The sequence below is a fragment of the Bacteroides sp. MSK.18.37 genome, from assembly GCF_019129155.2.
GTDB lineage: Bacteria > Bacteroidota > Bacteroidia > Bacteroidales > Bacteroidaceae > Bacteroides > Bacteroides ovatus.
In genome coordinates this window covers 66,868-87,357 of the sequence record NZ_JAHOIB020000001.1, presented here as the reverse complement: position 1 = coordinate 87,357, position 20,490 = coordinate 66,868, and the positions used below count along the sequence as shown (strand labels likewise).

At 40.6% G+C, this 20,490-nt stretch carries 11 protein-coding genes; 2 read left to right on the top strand and 9 right to left on the bottom strand.

Annotated elements, in window-relative coordinates; all coding sequences use genetic code 11:
- The 3 genes from hepC to KSX81_RS00310 all read right to left on the bottom strand — a co-directional run bounded on the left by hepC (position 1) and on the right by KSX81_RS00310 (position 8,487).
- A complete protein-coding gene (gene hepC / locus KSX81_RS00320; protein WP_004302192.1) occupies positions 1 to 2,190 on the bottom strand; it encodes a heparin-sulfate lyase HepC in 2,190 nt (729 codons plus the stop codon).
- A gap of 653 nt (positions 2,191 to 2,843) precedes the next feature.
- On the bottom strand, positions 2,844 to 6,905 hold the full coding sequence (locus KSX81_RS00315) for a two-component regulator propeller domain-containing protein (protein ID WP_004302193.1): 4,062 nt from the start codon (positions 6,903 to 6,905) through the stop codon (positions 2,844 to 2,846).
- A gap of 211 nt (positions 6,906 to 7,116) precedes the next feature.
- Entirely contained in the window at positions 7,117 to 8,487 is a 1,371-nt protein-coding gene (locus KSX81_RS00310) for a TrpB-like pyridoxal phosphate-dependent enzyme (RefSeq protein ID WP_004302195.1), read from the bottom strand.
- Positions 8,488 to 8,619: 132 nt separating this feature from the next.
- Here KSX81_RS00310 and KSX81_RS00305 point away from each other — a divergent pair, with 132 nt between their 5' ends.
- Positions 8,620 to 10,449 carry a TrkH family potassium uptake protein gene (locus KSX81_RS00305; protein ID WP_118407683.1) on the top strand — a complete coding sequence of 610 codons (1,830 nt, stop codon included), beginning with the start codon at positions 8,620 to 8,622 and terminating at the stop codon, positions 10,447 to 10,449.
- 4 nt (positions 10,450 to 10,453) lie between these two features.
- Complete coding sequence (locus KSX81_RS00300) at positions 10,454 to 11,140, top strand: potassium channel family protein (RefSeq protein ID WP_004302197.1); 687 nt, start codon at positions 10,454 to 10,456, stop codon at positions 11,138 to 11,140.
- 1 nt (position 11,141) lies between these two features.
- Here the strand turns inward: KSX81_RS00300 and KSX81_RS00295 are convergent, their stop codons facing one another.
- The 6 genes from KSX81_RS00295 to galB form a co-directional block, all read right to left on the bottom strand.
- Positions 11,142 to 12,068 (bottom strand): CapA family protein, encoded by a 927-nt coding sequence (locus tag KSX81_RS00295; protein ID WP_217725659.1) that lies wholly within the window; start codon positions 12,066 to 12,068, stop codon positions 11,142 to 11,144.
- Entirely contained in the window at positions 12,062 to 14,497 is a 2,436-nt protein-coding gene (locus tag KSX81_RS00290; RefSeq protein ID WP_022199929.1) for a DUF3160 domain-containing protein, read from the bottom strand. Before KSX81_RS00290 ends, KSX81_RS00295 begins: the two co-directional genes overlap by 7 nt.
- 49 nt (positions 14,498 to 14,546) lie before the next feature.
- Positions 14,547 to 14,996, bottom strand: a complete 450-nt coding sequence (locus KSX81_RS00285) for a hypothetical protein (protein ID WP_004302200.1) — start codon at positions 14,994 to 14,996, stop codon at positions 14,547 to 14,549.
- Between the two features lie 200 nt (positions 14,997 to 15,196).
- Entirely contained in the window at positions 15,197 to 16,462 is a 1,266-nt protein-coding gene (locus tag KSX81_RS00280) for an ABC transporter permease (protein WP_022199928.1), read from the bottom strand.
- A gap of 10 nt (positions 16,463 to 16,472) precedes the next feature.
- Positions 16,473 to 17,753 (bottom strand): ABC transporter permease, encoded by a 1,281-nt coding sequence (locus tag KSX81_RS00275; RefSeq protein WP_217725658.1) that lies wholly within the window; start codon positions 17,751 to 17,753, stop codon positions 16,473 to 16,475.
- A gap of 289 nt (positions 17,754 to 18,042) precedes the next feature.
- Positions 18,043 to 20,490, bottom strand: a complete 2,448-nt coding sequence (galB, locus tag KSX81_RS00270; RefSeq protein WP_217725657.1) for a beta-galactosidase GalB — start codon at positions 20,488 to 20,490, stop codon at positions 18,043 to 18,045.

The window sequence follows — 20,490 nt, the reverse complement described above, 5'->3', positions numbered from 1 at the left end:
TTAATTAAGTGTGTATGATAAATTATATTCTTTATTATCAATAATTACTTTTACTGATGTTCCATTTGCATGGAATGTTCCAGCGGCTTCATCATCTGCTATATCTGTAAATGTGGCTGTCATGTTGATGTTTGCTGCTTCCGCGCCATCATTAATTGGATAAATTATGCTAATGAATCTTGCAGCACCATTTACTATTTTAGGTTTACGTATGGTAACTTGATAACCTTTACGTTCGGTTTTTTGTCCTATATCATTAGAAGTATTAGTCGTTTTTACGGATGCGCTATAATCGTTGGCTGTTTCAACAAAGGTTCTAAGCATGATATTGTTATTGTCGCTAAAAGCCGTATGTGCACCGTAAATATGGCTGTCTTTTTGTCCTTCGTCTATTACGACATCGCTCGATGCGTTTTCAATAGGACATAAATGAAAATTCACATTGATGTTACTGTTATGGTCTGCTGTGGTATCATATCCTTCATCTACTATCACAAAGAACTTTTGATTAACAAAAAATACAGAACGGCGATGGGTCAAATTCAGATGTTTTTCACCTGAAACAGTATATGTCGGATTTTCAGTAACTAAGACATCGTAGGATGTTGCTTCATCCGTCTTTGTTGTTAATTGAAGCAATTTCCCTTTCATACTATCATCAGGTATTGTTTTACTCATTATGGTTAACGTGTTATGTCTGGCTGTTCCGCGATAGGTCTCTCTATCGCTCCCACTGTATGCGTATGACCCTGCGTCAGGGAAGAAATTACGTCCTTTTTTATATAAACTAAATGTACCGTTATCTGGTTGACAGTGATATTTATTATTAGGATTATTGTTGTTTTTTAGGATCATCATCATAGATTGGTCATCCCATTTATTACGCAGAATATAATATCCTCCATTTGTATAAGCTTTTTGTAAATAAGTAGGTGTGGATCCACTTTGCCTTTCTGAAGCCATCCATTGTATTTCTTGATCATCCGGGAACATTTCTGCATACTTTTTGAAATTTTTAATGAGTACACTTTTTCCTAAACGACTGGAACGGGTATCATTAAAGTTTTCTACACTGTAATTAGGATAAGTGATATCCATGACAAAATGAGCAGGTAATTTTAACTTCTCAAGGTATCCTGCCGGAAATCCGCCAGCTTTATTATTTAATTGAGCTACTCTGTAAGTTTCATAAAAATCAGAGATGGCACCAACGTGGTAGCTAATGTCAAATTCGTAATGTACTCCATCTGCAAGGAACTGTTTATCTATTTGTTCTCCTAGTTTCTGAGAACCTTCTGATAGCCATTCATTGGCATTCTTGAACTCAGGCATAAGTATGCCTGCCATTGCTACAGCTTGTGCTTGGGTAACCAGAATGTTACCTTCTTTATAATAATTCAAACGAATACATTCTACTTCTTTGGCAAATGCTGTCAAGAAGACAGAGAGCCATTCTGGCGTGAAATTTTTAGATTGAATGAAATAAGTCATGATATCTATCTGTGAGATAACTCTTTCAGCTACCTGTAAACCTTTCCATTGATAATCAACATCATTCTCTTTTCCTCCTTCTTCGGGGAATGTTGTTCCTTCTTCATAAGGAAAAGTCTTAAGCCAATCCGAGTAAACATTGATCCATGATTCTGCATATTTTTCATCACGACTTGTGCGATAGGCTTTTGCTTGTGGAAGCATCCATTGATGGCGATGAATCTGATATTTAAATTCTTGGTCAGTGACTTTACTGGGAATGAACGACCAGTCTATTTTATTATCTTTGGTAAAAGAATAATAGATCTCTTTTCCATCCTCAACTCGCTCTGCAAATCCTCTAACATAAAATCTGTTTTCTAATGCTTGGTCAGCTATATTTAGTTCAGATGCCGTAATTGGTGTGTTCATCAGTTGAATATTAGGGTTGATGACACTTGTCCGATTTCTGTAATATTCTAATAATTCATTTACTGCATAGTAGTATTTCCCTGAATTATAAAATTCTTTAGCTTTTTCCAGTCCTGGATAATCAAGATTGATAACTGCAAATAGTTTTTCATCGATCACATCATTAGGTTGATTAGGAGGAAGCATATCTATGTCTATATTGCCTCCGGTCAATATTTCCTCCTCGTTGTCTGAGCATCCGGCAAATGCTAGCAGACCGAACATACAAATAAAGAAGATGTTCTTCATACTTTATTAGGTTTTAATTATTAAAAGTTATATTTTACTGTTTGCAAATGTAATCTGTTTATTTAGAAATGATGATTTGTCCTGTTCACACTTTGTTCAAAAAATGATTTTTTGATATTAATATTGTTGAATCATATATTAATAATGTTTAGAAAAACGGTTTTTAGGCTGATATTAAGCTTTTTATACATCATAATGTAACTTTCATCCTATTCTTTTATGAAATGAACTAATTCATTTTGATACGGGAGGGAAACGGTACGGAGACGAACTAAACGCTAGTTGTCAATAAGAGATAAGCTGTCTTAATACTGTGTTTAGTTTCCTATCTTCTATAAATAATAATTAGCTCTACATTCTAGTTTGTGTTCCACTTAAGTCGAACTATCGCTCTACTTAAGTGGAACGCAAATTTATTAGGGAACGAAGAAAATAATAGCTCCAAGAAGAATTATTAAAAAGACTATTGTGCTAGATTAATCCTTGTAACTATGAATTTAGCTCAAAACCCTACTGAAAAAAAGAAAAGTACTGTTTTATACATTGGGGTTGTTTGTTATGTATAAACTCTCTTCCAATCCAAAAATATTATGATTTTTATGGATTAGATTCCGTAAAAATCATAATATTTTTGGATTTACCTCTCTAGTTGTTTATCCCTTTGCCTTCTTAATATACTCTGTAGGCAAACATCCGAAATACTTTTTGAAACTCGTAGCAAAGTAAGACGGCGTATTAAATCCTACCATTGTGCTGACTTCTGCTATTGTATAACGGCCATCCTTCAGTAGTTTTGCCGCTTCATTGAAACGAATCTTGCGTATAAAGTCGATAGTCGATTCACCTGTGATAGCTTTCAATTTGAGGTGCAGATTAGAACGGCTCATATTCATTTCTCTGGCGAACTCGTCGGTAGAGAATTCAATATTATCCATATTCTTTTCTACGATGGCAACGGCACGTTTCAACAAAGCTTCATCCATGGCGTTGAACGTAATCTTTTCCGGTTCCACTTCCAGAGATTTGGAATACCGTTCAAGCATACGCCTGCGGGTACGCATCATATTCTGTATCTTCGTAGTCAGGATAGCCAGCGAGAATGGTTTCGGGATATAATCATCTGCGCCCATTTGCAGGCCTTCCATCTGATCTTTGGTTTCGCTTTTGGCAGACAGGATAATCACAGGAATGTGACAGGTACGGATATTCTGCTTCACATTCTTGCATAGCTTGATACCATCCATCACAGGCATCATGACATCAGTCACAATAATGTCCACTTCATTCTCTTTCAGCTTTTCCAGGGCTTCTTCACCATTTCCGGCTTCCAGTGTATTAAAAAGTTCGGCAAGTCCGCTACTTAGATAATGGCGGATTTCATTATTGTCTTCTACGATAAGAATCGTACCACGTTTCTTGTCACCAGTTTCGATCGTTTCGTTTTCTACTTTTTCCGTATCAATGAAATACATCTCTTTCGAGTTGGTAGAATAAACTTGGTCCTCCTCATTTTTAGCGTCATTAGAAGCTAATTCGGAAGATTTATAGATATTTATATCCTGTGGCAGATAAACAGAGAAAGTACTGCCTTTGCCTTCTTCACTGTCTAACTCAATACGTCCGTGATGCAGTTCCACCAAACGTTGTACCAGTGACAGCCCGATACCACTTCCTACGTGCTCACTCTCTATCTGATAGAAACGTTCGAATATTTTCCCCTGCTTGTTGATAGGAATACCAATACCGGTGTCACTAACTTGCAGTACCAGCCAATTGTTTTCCTCTTTCAACGTAACAGTAATGCTTTGCCCGCTTTCTGTATATTTGAAAGCATTTGAAAGCAGGTTATTAACGATCAGTTCCAGATAATTCGGATCGAAAAGTTCCTCTTTTTCTTCCAGTTCGGAGTGGAGAGTATAAGTAATCTTCTTGTGGCGTGCCAGTTTATCGTAGAACAAGAAATTATCCTGTATCAGTTGATGCGCATTCTCTTTCTTCACTTTCAGCTCGAAAACTCCCAATTCGGCACGGCGATAATCCATCAACTGGTTGACAAGATGCAACAGACGATTGGCGTTGCGTTGGATATATTCCAGTTGGTTACGAGTCCAACGATCACTAATCTTATTGATTATTTCTTGTAAAGGAGCTAAGATGAGAGTTAATGGCGTGCGAAGCTCGTGCGAAATATTGATGAAGAAACGCATCTTCATCTGGTTGATTTCTTCTTGATGCTCCTTGTCCCTGCGTTCAAGTTCCAGTTCCGCTTCCATACTCTTACGCATCCAGAAGAAGCGGAAGACGAAAGTGATAAACCCGATAAAAGTGGCGAGGAAAATCATGATTGCCCACCAGGTCTTGTACCAGATAGGGAGAACTATGATTTCCAACATTGTAGGTACAGTATTCCATTTTCCGTCACTATTGGCAGCTTTTACCAAAAAGTGATAAGTGCCTTGTGGCAGGTTGGAGTAGGAGACAGTACGTTTATCTGTCAGATAATACCACTCTTTGTCATATCCTTCCAGTTTATAAGCGAAAGTATTATGTTGTCCGGAAATATAATTGGATACTACAAATTCAATCGTGAAAGCAGTTTGCCATGATTTCAGGGTAATACTTTCTGTCTCATTGATATTCTTAGTCAGGATACCGGTTTCATCATCCGGGCGAACTGTCTTGTTAAACAGTTGAAGTTTGGTGATAACTACCGGAGGCGTATAAGGGTTATCCAGCAACAGTTCCGGGCGGAAAGTAGTGATCCCGTTGATACCCCCGAAATACATTTGACCGCTTGAAGTACGGCAGAACGAAGAAGTATTAAACTGATTACTCTGTAATCCGTCGGATTCCGTAAAATTACGGAACCTCTCTGTTTCCGGATTGAAACAGGAAATACCACGGTTGGTACTTACCCAAAGACGTCCGAAAGTATCTTCCAGAATACCATATACCACATTGTTAGGTAAACCGTTAGCCGTAGTATATCGTTTGATTTTCTTTTCTTTCTCATTAAAACAGTAGAAGCCTTCACGCGTACCTACCCAAATGATACCGTTGGCAGCCTCGTAAATGCAATTGGTAAACGTCTTTGTTACAGATGATTCCGGCAGAATAGGCACCTTTTCTATCTCGATTCCTTCCTGCTGAAAGACAGATATACCTTCCTCACCCCCGACCCAAAGCCGTTTATGGGAATCTCTGAACAGGATTGTGATTCGTTGTGAAGTAAATGGAGTACCGTCCTTTTCCTTATCAATGGTGGTAAAACTCTTTTTTTCCGGGTTAAAACTAACCAGAGCACTTAATGTCCCCAATAAGAGATTCCCCCCTTTGTCAGGAAGAATTGCATATACATTCTCATTCACCAACTGGCTGTTCAGCTGATTGAAACTTTCCATTTTTCCACTGTTTCGATGGAGGACAGTCAGTCCGCCGGCATGTGTCCCTATATATACAAGTGATTTTTGTTCATCTACATATACGGCTTTGATATTGTTGGAACCAATACCGATTTCCCGTTCGTCTTCCTGTAAGATATAGTGCGTAAACTGTTGTGTCTTTGTATTATACAGATTCAAACCACCATCATTCGTTCCTATCCATAAATTCTTATCCTTATCTTCCGTAATGCAGCTGACTACGTTATCGCTTAGAGAATTCTTATAGGGAATACGCTGGATATTCTTGAATCTGTTGCGGATAGGATGGTAATAGTTCAATCCCCCGAAATAGGTTCCAAGCCACATACCTCCTTGCGAATCCATAAAGATACTGCGAACCGAACGTTGTGACAAACTGCCGTTTTCTACCGGACTGCTACTGTAGGAAACGAAAGAATCGCTTCCTTCATGATAAATGTTTAGATCATTGAACGTTCCTATCCATAAGCGGTTTTGCGAATCCAGTGCCAGAGAGCGGATATAATTGGAACTGATACTTTTAGGATTGGAAGAAGAATGATGATAAGCCTTGACCTCTTTCGTTTTCGGGTTGAGCAGAAGCAGACCGGCTCCTTCGGTAGCTACCCATATACGGGTAGGAGATTGCTGCAAAATGGCCTGAATCTGTTTCGTTTCCGTTATCGGAGTAATCTTTTCCAGTTTCTTTTGAGGAATGGAATAGCTGTAAAGCCCGTCAACCGGGGTACCGATATAGATAATATCCCCCTGTCTGTAAAGAGCTGAAGCTATAAGCTTGTGCATAGCGGTACTAAAAGAATCGTCTACAAACTTGGATTCTTTAATATCGAACATGGTCAGTCCTTCCTGTGTGCTTATAAGCAACTGTTCCGGTGAGATTTCTGCAATACCATTGATTTGTTGCCGTTTGCCCTTTTTCTCGTAGAAGAAATTTCTGAATTTGTCTTTTTCCTCGTCATAATATGACAAACCATCCCGCGTACCGATCCAGACACGTCCCTGACTGTCAGTTTTTACGATTCGTGAAATGTCATTAGCAATACTGTTCGGATCCTCTTCATTATGTTGATAAACTGTAAATGAATACCCGTCATACTTGTTTACTCCATCATAGGTAGCGAACCACATATTACCTCTTTGGTCCTGATCGATAGAAAATACGGTGCTTTGTGACAATCCTTCGTTAATAGAAATATAAGAGAAGTTAATTTGCTCCGGAACTTCAGAAAAAACGCAATTAACCCCTATACATAGAAAGAGTAGACAGATTGTTGTTTTTTTAAGGCTGTTCATTATTAGTTCATAAGATTAATAATGGCATCAAAGATAGCAAAATCTTTTATATGGAGGTATTCAATAGAGAGAAAGTAAATATAGGGAATGAAAAAATACCACCAATTATACAGATTAGCACGGATTTTTATATCGACAATCTTCGAATTACAATTAAATCTGTGTTAATCTGTGTAATCGGTGGTGAAACTTGAAACTGGTAGGTAATTTATTATTTAGCTAAATCTCCTATCTCATCTAAATTCTTCTGAATATCTTCGTCATTCAATGTATAATTCACCAGATCACCGGCCAAATACTTATCATAAGAAGTCATATCAATCAGACCATGTCCCGAAAGATTGAAAAGAATCACTTTTTCTTCTCCTGTCTCCTTACATTTGTTAGCTTCGCGGATAGCCGCTGCAATAGCGTGGCTGGATTCGGGAGCCGGAATAATACCTTCAGACTGCGCAAACAGACAACCGGCTTCGAAAGACTCCAATTGCTGTATATCTACCGCTTCCATCAGATTATCTTTGAGCAACTGTGAAACGATTACACCTGCGCCGTGATAACGAAGTCCACCGGCATGGATATGAGCAGGAGCAAAATTGTGCCCCAAAGTAAACATCGGCAGCAACGGAGTATACCCGGCTTCATCACCGAAGTCATACTGGAACTTACCACGTGTCAGTTTCGGACAAGAAGCTGGTTCGGCAGCAACGAAACGAGTCTTTTTTCCTTCCTGTATGGTGTGGCGCATGAATGGGAAAGAGATACCTCCGAAGTTGGAACCACCTCCGAAACAACCGATCACGATATCCGGATACTCGCCTGCCATTTCCATCTGTTTTTCAGCTTCCAGTCCGATAATAGTCTGGTGGAGAGTCACGTGGCTAAGTACGGAACCGAGCGTATATTTACAGTTAGGAGTCATTTGTGCCAGTTCGATAGCTTCCGAAATAGCAGTTCCCAATGAACCTTGATAAGTGGGGTGTTTAGTCAGAATATCCTTACCGGCACGGGTAGACATAGATGGAGAAGGAGTGACCTGTGCTCCGAAAGTCTGCATGATGCTGCGGCGGTATGGTTTTTGTTCATAACTGATTTTTACCTGATAAACGGCAGCTTCCAGACCGAAAACCTTGGCTGCGTAAGAAAGAGCGGCTCCCCATTGTCCGGCACCGGTTTCAGTGGTGATGTTGGTCACCCCTTCTTCTTTGCAATAATAAGCTTGTGCCAGTGCGGAATTCAACTTGTGTGAACCGATAGGGCTTACGCTCTCGTTCTTAAAATAGATATGAGCCGGAGTGCCGAGTGCTTTTTCCAAACCATAAGCACGAACCAGCGGAGTGCTGCGATAGTACTTGTACATTTCACGCACTTCTTCCGGTATTTCGATCCATGCATCCGTCTGATTCAGCTCCTGATGACACAGCTCTTTTGCGAAAATCGGATATAAATCTTCTGCTTTCAGCGGTTGTTTGGTTCCCGGGTGCAACGGAGGCATAGGCTTGTTCACCATATCAGCCTGAATGTTGTACCAGTAATGTGGAATTTCTTCTTCCGGTAGAATATACCGTTTTCTTTTTTCACTCATAATATTGTAGTTTTTTAGTTTTCTGTTGCCAAAAGTACTCAAATTTTTAATATTCGGAAAATTTTGTCAACAAAGAATCGCATTTGATTGTTATTTTAGTTAAGTTTGCACGACCCCGTTAAAAAAGATGATATGAAGATTTATCATAAGTTTTTATTGTATCAGAATAAACTGCTAAAACCCTATGTACGTATCTTGTTAGGGCTGGTAGAAGCACTCACCTATCTGGCGTCATTATTATTGATTGTCGGAGTAGTATATGAACATGGCTTTCCCTTGTCTATTGATGAAGTGGCGAATTTACAGACATTGTATAAAACTGTCTGGATCATCTTTCTGATTGATGTAACTTTACATATCTCGCTGGAATACCGGAATACCAAAAAGCAATACCGGCGATTAGCCTGGATCTTGAGTGGGTTGTTATATCTCACTTTAGTACCTGTTATATTCCATCGTCCGGAAGAAGAAGGAGCTATTTTGCATATTTGGGAATTCTTACATGGGAAGTTTTATCATCTTTTGTTATTGTTAGTTCTTTCTTTCCTCAATCTGTCCAATGGGCTGGTGCGTCTGTTGGGACGGCGTACCAATCCGTCTCTGATATTGGCAGTCAGTTTTATGGCTATTATTCTGATTGGAGCAGGCTTGTTGATGCTTCCGCGCTGCACGGTAAATGGTATCACCTGGGTAGACTCTTTATTTACGGCTACCAGTGCCGTATGCGTTACAGGCTTGGTACCGGTAGACGTGTCCACTACATTCACCACTTCGGGATTAGTTGTCATTATCCTGCTGATTCAGATTGGCGGATTGGGAGTGATGACATTAACCAGTTTCTTCGCCATGTTCTTTATGGGGAATACTTCCATTTATAACCAGCTTGTTGTGCGTGATATGGTTAGTTCCAATTCATTAGGTTCTTTGCTGTCTACTTTATTATATATATTAGGCTTCACCTTAGTGATTGAAGGGATCGGCATGGTTTCGATTTGGTTTAGTATTCACGGAACGTTGGGAATGACCCTGGAAGGAGAGTTGGGTTTTGCTGCTTTCCATTCTATTTCAGCTTTTTGCAATGCGGGTTTTTCTACGCTTTCCGGCAATTTAGGAAATCCGATGGTGATGACTAACCACAATTGGCTGTTTATTACTGTTTCTCTATTGATTATATTTGGTGGTATCGGTTTCCCCATCCTTGTCAATTTCAAGGATATTGTATTGTATCACCTCCGTCGTTTCTGGAAATTGATTCGTACCCGCAAACTGGATCGGCATAAAATGCAGCACCTCTATAACCTGAATACGAAAATCGTGTTAATCATGACTTTTCTGCTTTTATTAATCGGCACATTGGCTATTGCTGCTTTTGAGTGGAATGGTTCTTTTGCCGATATGCCTGTGGCAGATAAGTGGACACAAGCTTTCTTTAATGCCACTTGTCCGCGAACAGCCGGTTTCAGTAGTGTCGATCTGGCATCATTGAGTGTGCAGACGCTATTGGTTTATTTATTCCTGATGTGGGTTGGCGGTGGATCACAGTCCACGGCAGGTGGTGTGAAAGTGAATGCTTTTGCGGTCGTAGTTCTGAATCTTGTAGCCGTATTGCGTGGCACTGAACGAGTGGAAGTGTTCGGCAGAGAATTGTCTTACGATTCAATCCGGCGTTCCAATGCAACAGTAGTCATGTCATTGGGAGTCTTATTCATTTTTATTTTTACATTGAGCATACTCGAACCGGGTGTTTCCATTATGGCATTGACTTTCGAATGTGTCTCTGCGCTTAGTACCGTGGGTTCCAGTCTGAATCTGACCCCTCATTTGTGCGACGCGAGCAAACTATTGGTGTCTTTGTTGATGTTTATTGGTCGTGTGGGGTTAATAACATTGATGCTAGGAATCGTCAAACAGAAAAAGAATACAAAATACCGTTATCCGAGTGATAACATCATAATAAACTAAAGCTATGAAGTATATTATTATTGGTTTAGGAAATTACGGCCATGTGTTGGCGGAAGAACTGTCCGCCTTGGGACACGAAATTATAGGTGCGGATATAAGCGAAAGTCGTGTAGACTCCATCAAAGATAAGGTTGCTACAGCTTTTGTCATTGATGCCACTGACGAACAATCATTATCAGTGTTGCCATTGAATAGTGTGGATATAGTTATTGTAGCGATTGGAGAGAATTTTGGTGCGTCGATACGAGTCGTTGCCCTGTTGAAGCAGAAAAAGGTTCCCCGTATTTTTGCCCGTGCTATTGATGCCGTACATAAAGCGGTGCTTGAAGCTTTTGATCTGGAACGAATCCTGACTCCGGAAGAAGATGCTGCCCGCAGCCTGGTACAACTGCTCGATTTCGGTACTAACATGGAAGGATTCCGCATCGATCAGGATTATTATGTTGTGAAGTTCACGGTTCCGGAGAAATTTGTAGGATATTTTGTAAATGAGTTAAACTTGGATGAAGAGTTTCATTTAAAAATGATAGGCTTGAAACGGGCGAATAAGATCACCAACTGCCTGGGTATTTCTCTGACCGAGCTTCATGTGAAGAATGAATTACCGGAGAATGAGAAAGTGGAAGAAGGAGATGAACTGGTTTGTTACGGCAGATACCGAGATTTCCAAACTTTCTGGAAAGCTATTTAATTTATTGGATTTCCGGTTTGCATTGATGGATCGTTACGGGATGTGCTTTAACTTTGCATGCCGTAGATGTAAAATTGAGTTGCACAATCTGGCTTTGTGATGTTTCCGGTTTTCGTTGGTCGAATACAAAGTTGCCCAGACTATAAAAGATGGGCTTACCATTGAAATATTCCTCTTTCTGAATGACGTGCGGATGATGTCCGATGATAGCATCCGCACCTGCACGAACGAGTCGGTGTGCTCCCTTTCTTTGGTTCATAGTAGGAGAGGATTGGTACTCGATTCCCCAATGGAGAATAACGACCACATAACTTTCGGGATTCTCTTGCTTGAAGTCCTTGATTTCCTCTTCTATTTCTTCCGTGGTTTGCTGGCAAATACCGGGATCATTTTCTAAATATACCCAATTCTCCAAAGGAAGTGTAACTGAATTGAAGAGTGCTACTTTAATTTTTCCTTTCTTTATCACTACGGGTTGGCAACTCTCGGAAGAAGTATTACCATATCCTATCGGAGTGATTCCTGCCGATAAGAGATGCTGATAAGTATCTGTCAATCCGCTTCGTCCCTGATCCATAGTATGATTATTCGCTAAAGCCGCATGACTGATGCCGGCTTTAACCAATTCTTCCATCCATCTCGGTTCCGCGCGAAAGATATATTTCTTGTGTAGCGGCGAACGAACCGAAGTGACGGGACATTCCAGGTTGATTACCGTAGCGTCCATTTGATGAAAGAGAGGAGCTACCGACGCAAATAAATCTTCGACACCTCCCCGTTGAATCTGTTGGCGTACCCCTCTGTCCAGAAGAACATCTCCGGTGAAAGCGATAGAGAGACATTCTTCTGACGGGTGCTGGCAGGCAGTAAGCAGTAACAGACCTATACTACCTATAATCCGGTTAATTCGGGAAAAGGATATTAGCATCCTGAACTATAAAAAACTCTGTCATCTACTTTCGGTTCTTTCTCCAGCAGGATCTTTTTCATCCATTCCGGGACGGCAGGTGCTTTCTTTTCTTCCAGCATTTTCTGCCACTCTTCGTCCGTGAGCCGGGTATCCAGTGGCTGGACAAACTCGTAGTAACTAAATGTGGCACCACGGGTAAGATAGAGATTACCCTCTATTTCTACTACCACATAGATATTGTTGGCATTTCCTGTTGCCACATGCAGTACTCCATTCTTATCACATCCACTCACGTTGCGGGTATAAATATCAGCCACTACAGCTATCGACTTGTCCGGACCTTGCACTAATGACCAGTTATCCAGATGTAAATCCGGATCGAGCACAGACAGAGTGAAATATTCTATACTACTTCCCATATACTCAAGAGTGCGATATTCCTGTTCGGTCAGTTTTTCTCCCCGCAGTTCCTTTTCAGTTACTTGAATCAGAAAGCTGACATAGTCTTGCAACTGCTCTGTTTTTCCTTTCAAGTCATCCGTCAGGCAATTGCTTTGTTGCAGAACCAGTTGGGTGGCTTGCAGAATTCCTGACATTTTCTTCCAGAAAGGAAGATTCGGTTCTACATATCCCACTACGATCGGATCAGGAGGGCCGGCACCTCCACATTCTGCAGCCATGGGCTGTTCTCCGTAAAGGATCGCGTCATGCTTCAATTCAGCCCAAGATGCCAAAGCTGTATTCAGGTTCTTGTATCCCCATTCGGGTGTTTGCATAAATCCCGGCTGGCTCTTATCCGTTTTCTGCATGGTGAACAGACTTTTCATCCATAATTCGTAGACAGATACTTGCGCAGGCTGGGAAGCTTTGAATTTATCTTTCAGTTTTTGTAATTCTCCGGTATACTGGTTCCAGTTGCCCGGTTCTTTGTAAAAATCAGTCAGTAAAGTCTCGGCGGAGTTTACTCCGAAAGCGGCAAAGACATCCAATCCTTTCGGATAAGCACGTTTGCTGTTTGGGGTGACGTCTACCAATTCCTGAAGAACTTCATTATCTGCCAGATATCTTTGTGGCATAAAGTTGATTTTGTCCCGGCAGGAGATTTCTATTTTAGGTTTGATCCTGTTCTTGCTTTTTGCCAGTTCAATGAGCGCTTGATTCACCTTTTCTATTTGAACCGGAGTCAATGCATCTTCAGTATATTCTGCTTTATTTTTCTTCAGAATCTGTGCAATATCGAGAAGAGAAAGATTATCAGTCTCACCCATCAGGAAGGTAAGTGGTGTATAGACGCGTTGGTATAGTTCCATTAGTGGTGTCTCGGCCATATCCTTATAAGTGGATAGTACGGTAGCTTGAAAGATTGCTTGTTTGAGCTGTTCTTGTTGTTCTCTGCAAAAGCAGGCAGTTTGAAGCCACATCATAGCCTGAAAGTATGCCTGTAATTGGGGTTCACGGGTATAATGTCCGCGTGGTTTGAAAAGACTGTATGGGAAGTATGCCTCTTTGTATGAAAGAAATTCCGAGAAATCATCTTCTTGTGCATTAATATGTTCTATTTCCTGTTGATATGCTTTTTGATACTTAGCAGGGAGATTGGGCGTTTCCTTTGTCAGCAAATAATAAGGGATAGCATAGAAAGTAGCGGCATATTCTGCCATATCTTTCAGAGATTCGTCTTCTGTCTGGCGGGAGATGCTTATGCAAGTTGCGTTGAGTGATAGACATAGTCTTTCCAAAGTAGGAATGATGTGTTGTTTCTCCAGACTTTTCAGTACATAAGAGAAATACATGTGAAATGCCTGTAAATATAAGTCAGTGGTGATGAAATTGGGCACTTGGCGATAATCATTCTCTTCGTAAGCATGAAACAACTGTAAGTTACTTCCCTCTGTAATGGCAAAGTTGTTCTGTTGCAACTTGGCTAGTAATGCCTCGTCTATATCTTTAAATTGGAACAGGTTGACTATATTATTTGCATTTCCTAAATAATAAGAGTCTCGTTGAGTAAACTGTTGCTGACGCATTTCTGCCATGCGAGCATCGATGCGTTCTACAAAAGCCTTTTCTTCAGCCGTCAGTTTGACTTCATCATAGTTTTCCGGAAATTTATTCTCTCCGTTTGCCTCCGATTCTTCCCATAACTTCCAGACAAGATCATTATACCATTTCGTATTGGCCGAGAAGAAAGCATTGATGTCCGCTTCCATAAAATGATAACCGTGTATAGCGTATGGATAACTACGTAATAAACGTAACTCCTGAAAAGAGTAACGACTGATATCCTGCTTCAAATCAATAGATTGAGGTAGAACCGTATCGGTCAATAATGAAGTGGCAGTCGTAACAGTATCTTGTGCCAATGCCGTTGAGGTGTTTTTATTCTTGTTCTTGCATCCGCAAAGAATAAGAACTAGTGTACAGGACAGTAATAATAGTCGTCTCATGTTTTTCATTATTCTATAAATTGCCATATATAAATGATAGTATCTAACGTTAACGTTCAAGAATGCGTTTGGCCTCCTTTTCTTCTGTCTCGCGTTTCAGATATCCCTTAAAATCCAGACCAAAACCTCTCCATGCATATTCCGCTATCAGATATTTTCCACTTCGTTCCCGTTCCATGGTGCGTATCAACACAGAAGTATGTTCACGAATCACTCTGAAATCTTCCAAAGGTTGTGCTACCCTCGAACCTAACCAAAGTGGGCGGATATACGCTTCATCTGCAATCCGGTAAATGAATAACCGCTTGTCAGGTTTGGGATCGAATCGGGTAGGCTTGATAACCCCCACAATGATTTCCGGCATCCCGTCTCCTGTAACATCTCCATAATCAAACTGATAGACTGGATAAGGCAATTTCCAAACAGAGTGGGAGGGTTGGTCTGTATTCAAATGAATGACATAGAGCGAATCAGATTCTTTGTTCAGAGATACTTCCATGTGTCTTTGATTAACTTGCCATTCAAACCTGTTTTCTTTCCGGCATGAACAGAACATCAGTGAAAGACCTGTAAAAATAAGGAAGTGAATCCTGTGTGACATATCTGTAACGTTTTCTTTGGCAAAGATAGATATTAACCTGTATTTACCTACTTCTTTTCTCGTAAAAAATGAACAGTTCATTATTAGTTATAGATGCATTATTCATAGGATAACGCTTCCACCAATTTTAACCGCATAGCCAGATGGGCCGGATACCATATTCCTGATATAATCATAATTGCCATGAGTAGATAAGTGACAAATATACTGGTCAGAAAACGAACGGCTGTAAAGTCCATCCAATATGTGTCGATCAGTTCTGCCAGACAAATGTTGAAACACATGATGGTAGCAGGAATAGTTATAATCGTAAGCAGAAGGACCCCTTCACCAATTAATAAGATGTGTAAATTGTTACGATTAGCTCCAAAAGCCATCCGGATTCCTAATTCTTCGTGACGATGTTGTGTGCGATGCCAGAATACTCCGGAGATTCCCAAAAAGATATTTACTAACAGAAAAAACAACATCAGTAGCCGGGGGCGGAATTTACTAGTCATCGGACTGATAATTGTTTTTCGTATAACAGAGGTAGGAAGTACATCAATGACATATAAATTTCCAATATTAGTTTGCCATGTCAAATCATTTAGAAAGCAGGACGGAAATTCTGCATTGTCTTTTTCCGGTTTTACCCGTATGCATAGTTCCATCTCTCCCAGATTATTTGAATTTAGTTCAGAAGCAATATGTTCGTCTTGCAAAAGTATATAAAAACAAGGCTCCGCTTTGAAATATTCAGTATTACGTATCGGCGAACAAATGGCGGTGATTTGTCGGGATAAAGCATCCTTGTCAATATTTACCCATTTCCCAATGCCGGATGAACCTGGAATCAATCTTTTTTCTCCTTCTTGTGACAATATAATAGTTTGCGGAGACAGATTCTTTTCTAATTTTTCGATGCTTCCGGCTTGGGCACTTATCCTGAATACTCTGAAAAACGATGGTGAAATTTCGTATCGTTGCATAAATACCGACGAATCATTCAGGTGAATCTGACTGAATTTTCTTTTATTAGTATATTGTGTAGCAGCGTATGGTTGTGAATATTTAGAGATGGAAACGGCTTCTATATCCGGATGGAGACGGATATTCTTTTGTAAATTAAGTAAATCTTCACCGATAGTAGTATGCTTATTTTCAGATGAGATGTATTGTGCATTATCCGATGTATATTCATTTAGTGTCAGCTTATATGTATGCTCGATGTTGAATCCCACAGGTTGTCGGCGGATATACAGGTAAGTCCCCGTATAGTCTACTATGTACCATAGGCAAATAAATACAACTAATAGCTCAATGAGGATCCAAAGATAATTTTTGCGCTGATTTTTTATAATTGTGAGTATATGTTTTACCATGTTTTTATCTTTAAGTGTTTTTTAATGACTCGACAATAGGTTGGGATGTGATTCTCCATGCTGGTATTGCAGTACTCAACAGATTCAGAAGGGTGCAAAATAGAAAAGCAATGATGAATGTTCCCGGGTTGATGAGGACTTTAGTAGGGATATCTGGGTCAATATTCAAGCTAAAATAAGTAGTAGAGGTGAATACCCACTCTCTCACTATATACATGCCGAAATAGGATATGATCAGTCCGATCAACCCTCCTATCAGTGAAAGAATCATGTTTTCAAGAAGAATTTGTTTGATAATATTCCATCGAGTTCCACCAAATGCTTTTCGTATACCTAATTCTCCCATGCGATCTTTCAGACGGGAGGACGTCAGACCTGAAAGGTTAAGGGCCGGCACTAATAAAATAACCATTAGGGTGACAGCTAACTCAATATATTTCTCGCGCATGTGGGGATATCCTGATCCGAAACGCATTTCTTCTACATATTTTGTGTCCGGTTGGCGGTATAAAGTTATTTCATTTTCAGTAAGAGATGAGTTGTACCTGTTTATTTGTTGTTGTACTTCCTTTCGTATTTTTTCAAAATCATTGGAAGAGTGAGCGACAATCATACATTTATAATTACCGGTTATGTTTTCCGGGTCAGTGGGGGGCGCCGGAGGAACTGAAGTGAAAGGAACCCAGGCATTGGCAAATGAATAGGTGGCTCGAGTGGTTACATCTTTCACTATACCGCATATTGTATAGGGAATATGGTTGAACTCAATCGTGCTGCCTACAATGTTTTCCACAGTCCCGAAAAGGCTTAAGCAAAGACTCTCTCCAATAACTGTTTTTCGAATACCTGCATCAAATTCGGCTTTTGTATAAGGGATTCCATCTATGAACTTAAAATCCATAATTTTCCAGAACACATCATCTGTGAATAATATAAAACTTTTTTTTTGGAGGCCATTCTTGATAGAGCTTAATTCTAGCTTGATAGGAGAGATTATGCATATATTCTCGGCTGTTTTCAAAGATTGGAAACACTCACGTATTGTTTTCAGCGATAAATAACCATCTCCGACATGATGACCAGTTTCTTTGTTTATCATACCCACCCATTTTACATAAAGAGTACGCTCTCTGTTTACTTCAGGCTCGATATTGATCATAAAAGAACGATGTGCCATTACATACATCATGATCAGTGTTATGGCAAATGCCGTACCAAATATAGATACAAAACATAAATATGGTTTTGTTTTACATTCTTGAAAAAATTGCCTGATGTAAGTTGTATTCATAGCTTATCCAACGTTTGTTTTATTATTTATTTGCTGATATTGTCACAAATAATATGCCAAAGGGCTAATTGGTTGATAATTAGTAGTATATGCTACAATTACTTTGTCCGGTATCGAACAGGTTGTTCGTTTATATGATGAATTGGCAGTTCATTAAAATAAAATGCACTGTGACGACATAGCTGCCGTTACAGTGCAATCACGTTTTTAAATCTTATGACTTAATTACTATAATATGATTATATCTTTTATAATAGTAATAATTCCTATATGTCTTGATATAGAAGCCTTATTTCGTCTGAATACGGATATTTCCGGCTTTCACTCCGTTTGCTTTTGCTGTAAATACAATCTCTCCGGCAGTTTCACCGGCTTGCAGGATAGCTGTCAACATACCGTTGAAAGCATGCATTTTCGGAAGATGGAATTGTTCAAGGTTCGTCGGATCGCCATTGGCGGCGGCACGATATTTACCCGTTCCCTTTACCGAGAAATTTATCTGACGATTATCGGCTGGGCAGAGGTTACCGTCTTTGTCTACTACTTTAACAGTCACATAAGCCAGGTCTTTTCCGTCTGCAGTCAGTTCGTTACGGTTGCTTACCAGTTCGATGTGATGAGGCTTTCCGGCAGTACGGACTACTTTTTCAGCTACCGCTTTTCCGTTTTTGTCGTAGGCTACTACTTTCACTTCACCCGGTTCGTACTTTGTATCCATCCACATCAGGCGATAGCGGTTCTTTAGCGAACTATTATTCTTGCTTTGTTTTCCATAACTTTTGCCATTGATAAACAATTCGGCAGTAGGATAATTAGTGTACACAAAAATGGGAGTCACTTCACCTTCACGTCCCGGCCAGGTCCAGTGAGGCAGGATATGCAAGGTTTCCGCTTCCTTGTTCCATACGCTACGGTAAAGATAATAGCGGTCTTTTGGTAAACTGGCAAGGTCGATGATACCAAACATTGAACTGTGGTTAGGCCATGAATCCGTATCGTATGGTGACGGTTCGCCCAGATAATCGAATCCGGTCCATACGAACTGTCCGATGGTCCAATGATGATCGTCAGCTAATGCAAAATCCTCGTCCGGAATATTCGACCAGGGACAAACCTCCACATCGTATGAAGAGCATTGATGATCTTCATATTTTGCCCCTTTCTTATCCTCCACCGGGAACTTGTATACGCCACGTGAACTGACAGTAGAAGCCGTTTCGCTTCCCAAAATCAGATTCTGCGGGAGTTGGTCGTATGATTCCTGATAGCGTTGCGTACGGTAATTAAGTCCCGGAATGTCAATCATTGCTGCAAATCCGTTGGCAAGTACACAAGTCACTTGGTCCATTCCGCAAGTGACAGGGCGGGTCGGATCTTCACGATGGCAGATATCCTGCAGGAATTTGGCCACTTTATAACCGACAGGACTGCATTGAGTCGGTACTTCGTTACCGATACTCCACATCACGACGCAAGGGTTATTCCGGTAATTATGAAGCATATTTTTCATATCACGTTCCGCCCATTCATCGAAGTAGCGGTGATAACCATTTTCACATTTGGCGATGTCCCATTCGTCGAACGGTTCGATCATCATCATAAATCCCATTTCGTCACACAACGCAACGAGTTCGGGAGTCGGCATATTATGAGAAGTACGGATCGCGTCGCATCCCATATCTTTCAATAGCGTAAGCTGATGACGCAGTGCTGCTACATTGATAGCGGCGCCCAACGGACCTAAATCGTGGTGATTACATACACCCTGGAATTTGCGGTGCTCCCCGTTCAGGTAGAACCCTTTGTCGGCAATGTATTCAATGCTGCGGATACCGAAACGTGTGGTGTAAGTATCTACCAGTTTATCATCCGCATAAATTTTAGAGACAGCCTTGTAAAGCGACGGACTTTCCGGCGACCAGAGTTCGGGCGCGTTTACAATAAAGTTTTGTTCGAAAGGCTGTTCGTGATTGATGCGGCTTGTATTCTCTTTGCGGGTCACAACTTTACCTTCCGGAGAAAGAATTTCCGTCTCTACACGGATGGCTGTTTTCTCATCGGCGTTGTCTATCTTCGTTTGGAGACGTACTGCTGCAAAATCCTTGCTGACGTGAGGAGTCGTGATTTGCGTTCCCCATACAGGCACATGGATTTTGTCGGTCACAATCAGGTGTACATTGCGATACAAACCTGCACCCGGATACCAGCGCGAAGATTGCGGACGGTTTTCCAAACGCACGGCAAGCGTATTGTTTTTACCGTCTTTATTCAATAAAGAAGTCACATTACAGTGAAAAGAATTGTAGCCGAAAGGCCAGAAACAAGCTTCTTTTCCGTTGATGTAGACACGCGCTTCACTCATGGCACCGTCAAAAAGTAGTGTCACTTCTTTGTCGGCAGGAGCATCAAAACTGGTTCGATACCATCCGGTGCCTACATAAGGGAGCCCACCGGTACGTCCTGTCTTTAAGGAAGCTTTTTTCTCAAAGTTCTGTGTCACTGCCACGTTTTGGAGGTCATTGTTCATGTCGAATGGACCGAAAATCGCCCAGTCGTGTGGAATAACAACCGACTCCCATTGATTGTCATTAAACTCCGGCTGGCTAGCCTCTTTAAAATCTCCTTTACTGAATTTCCAGTTTTTCTCCAGCAGTGTCTCACTGCGTTGCGCTTGCATGGTGCAGGCGGCACCCATCAAAAGTACAGCTAATAACTGTTTTTGGTGTTTCATGTTCAT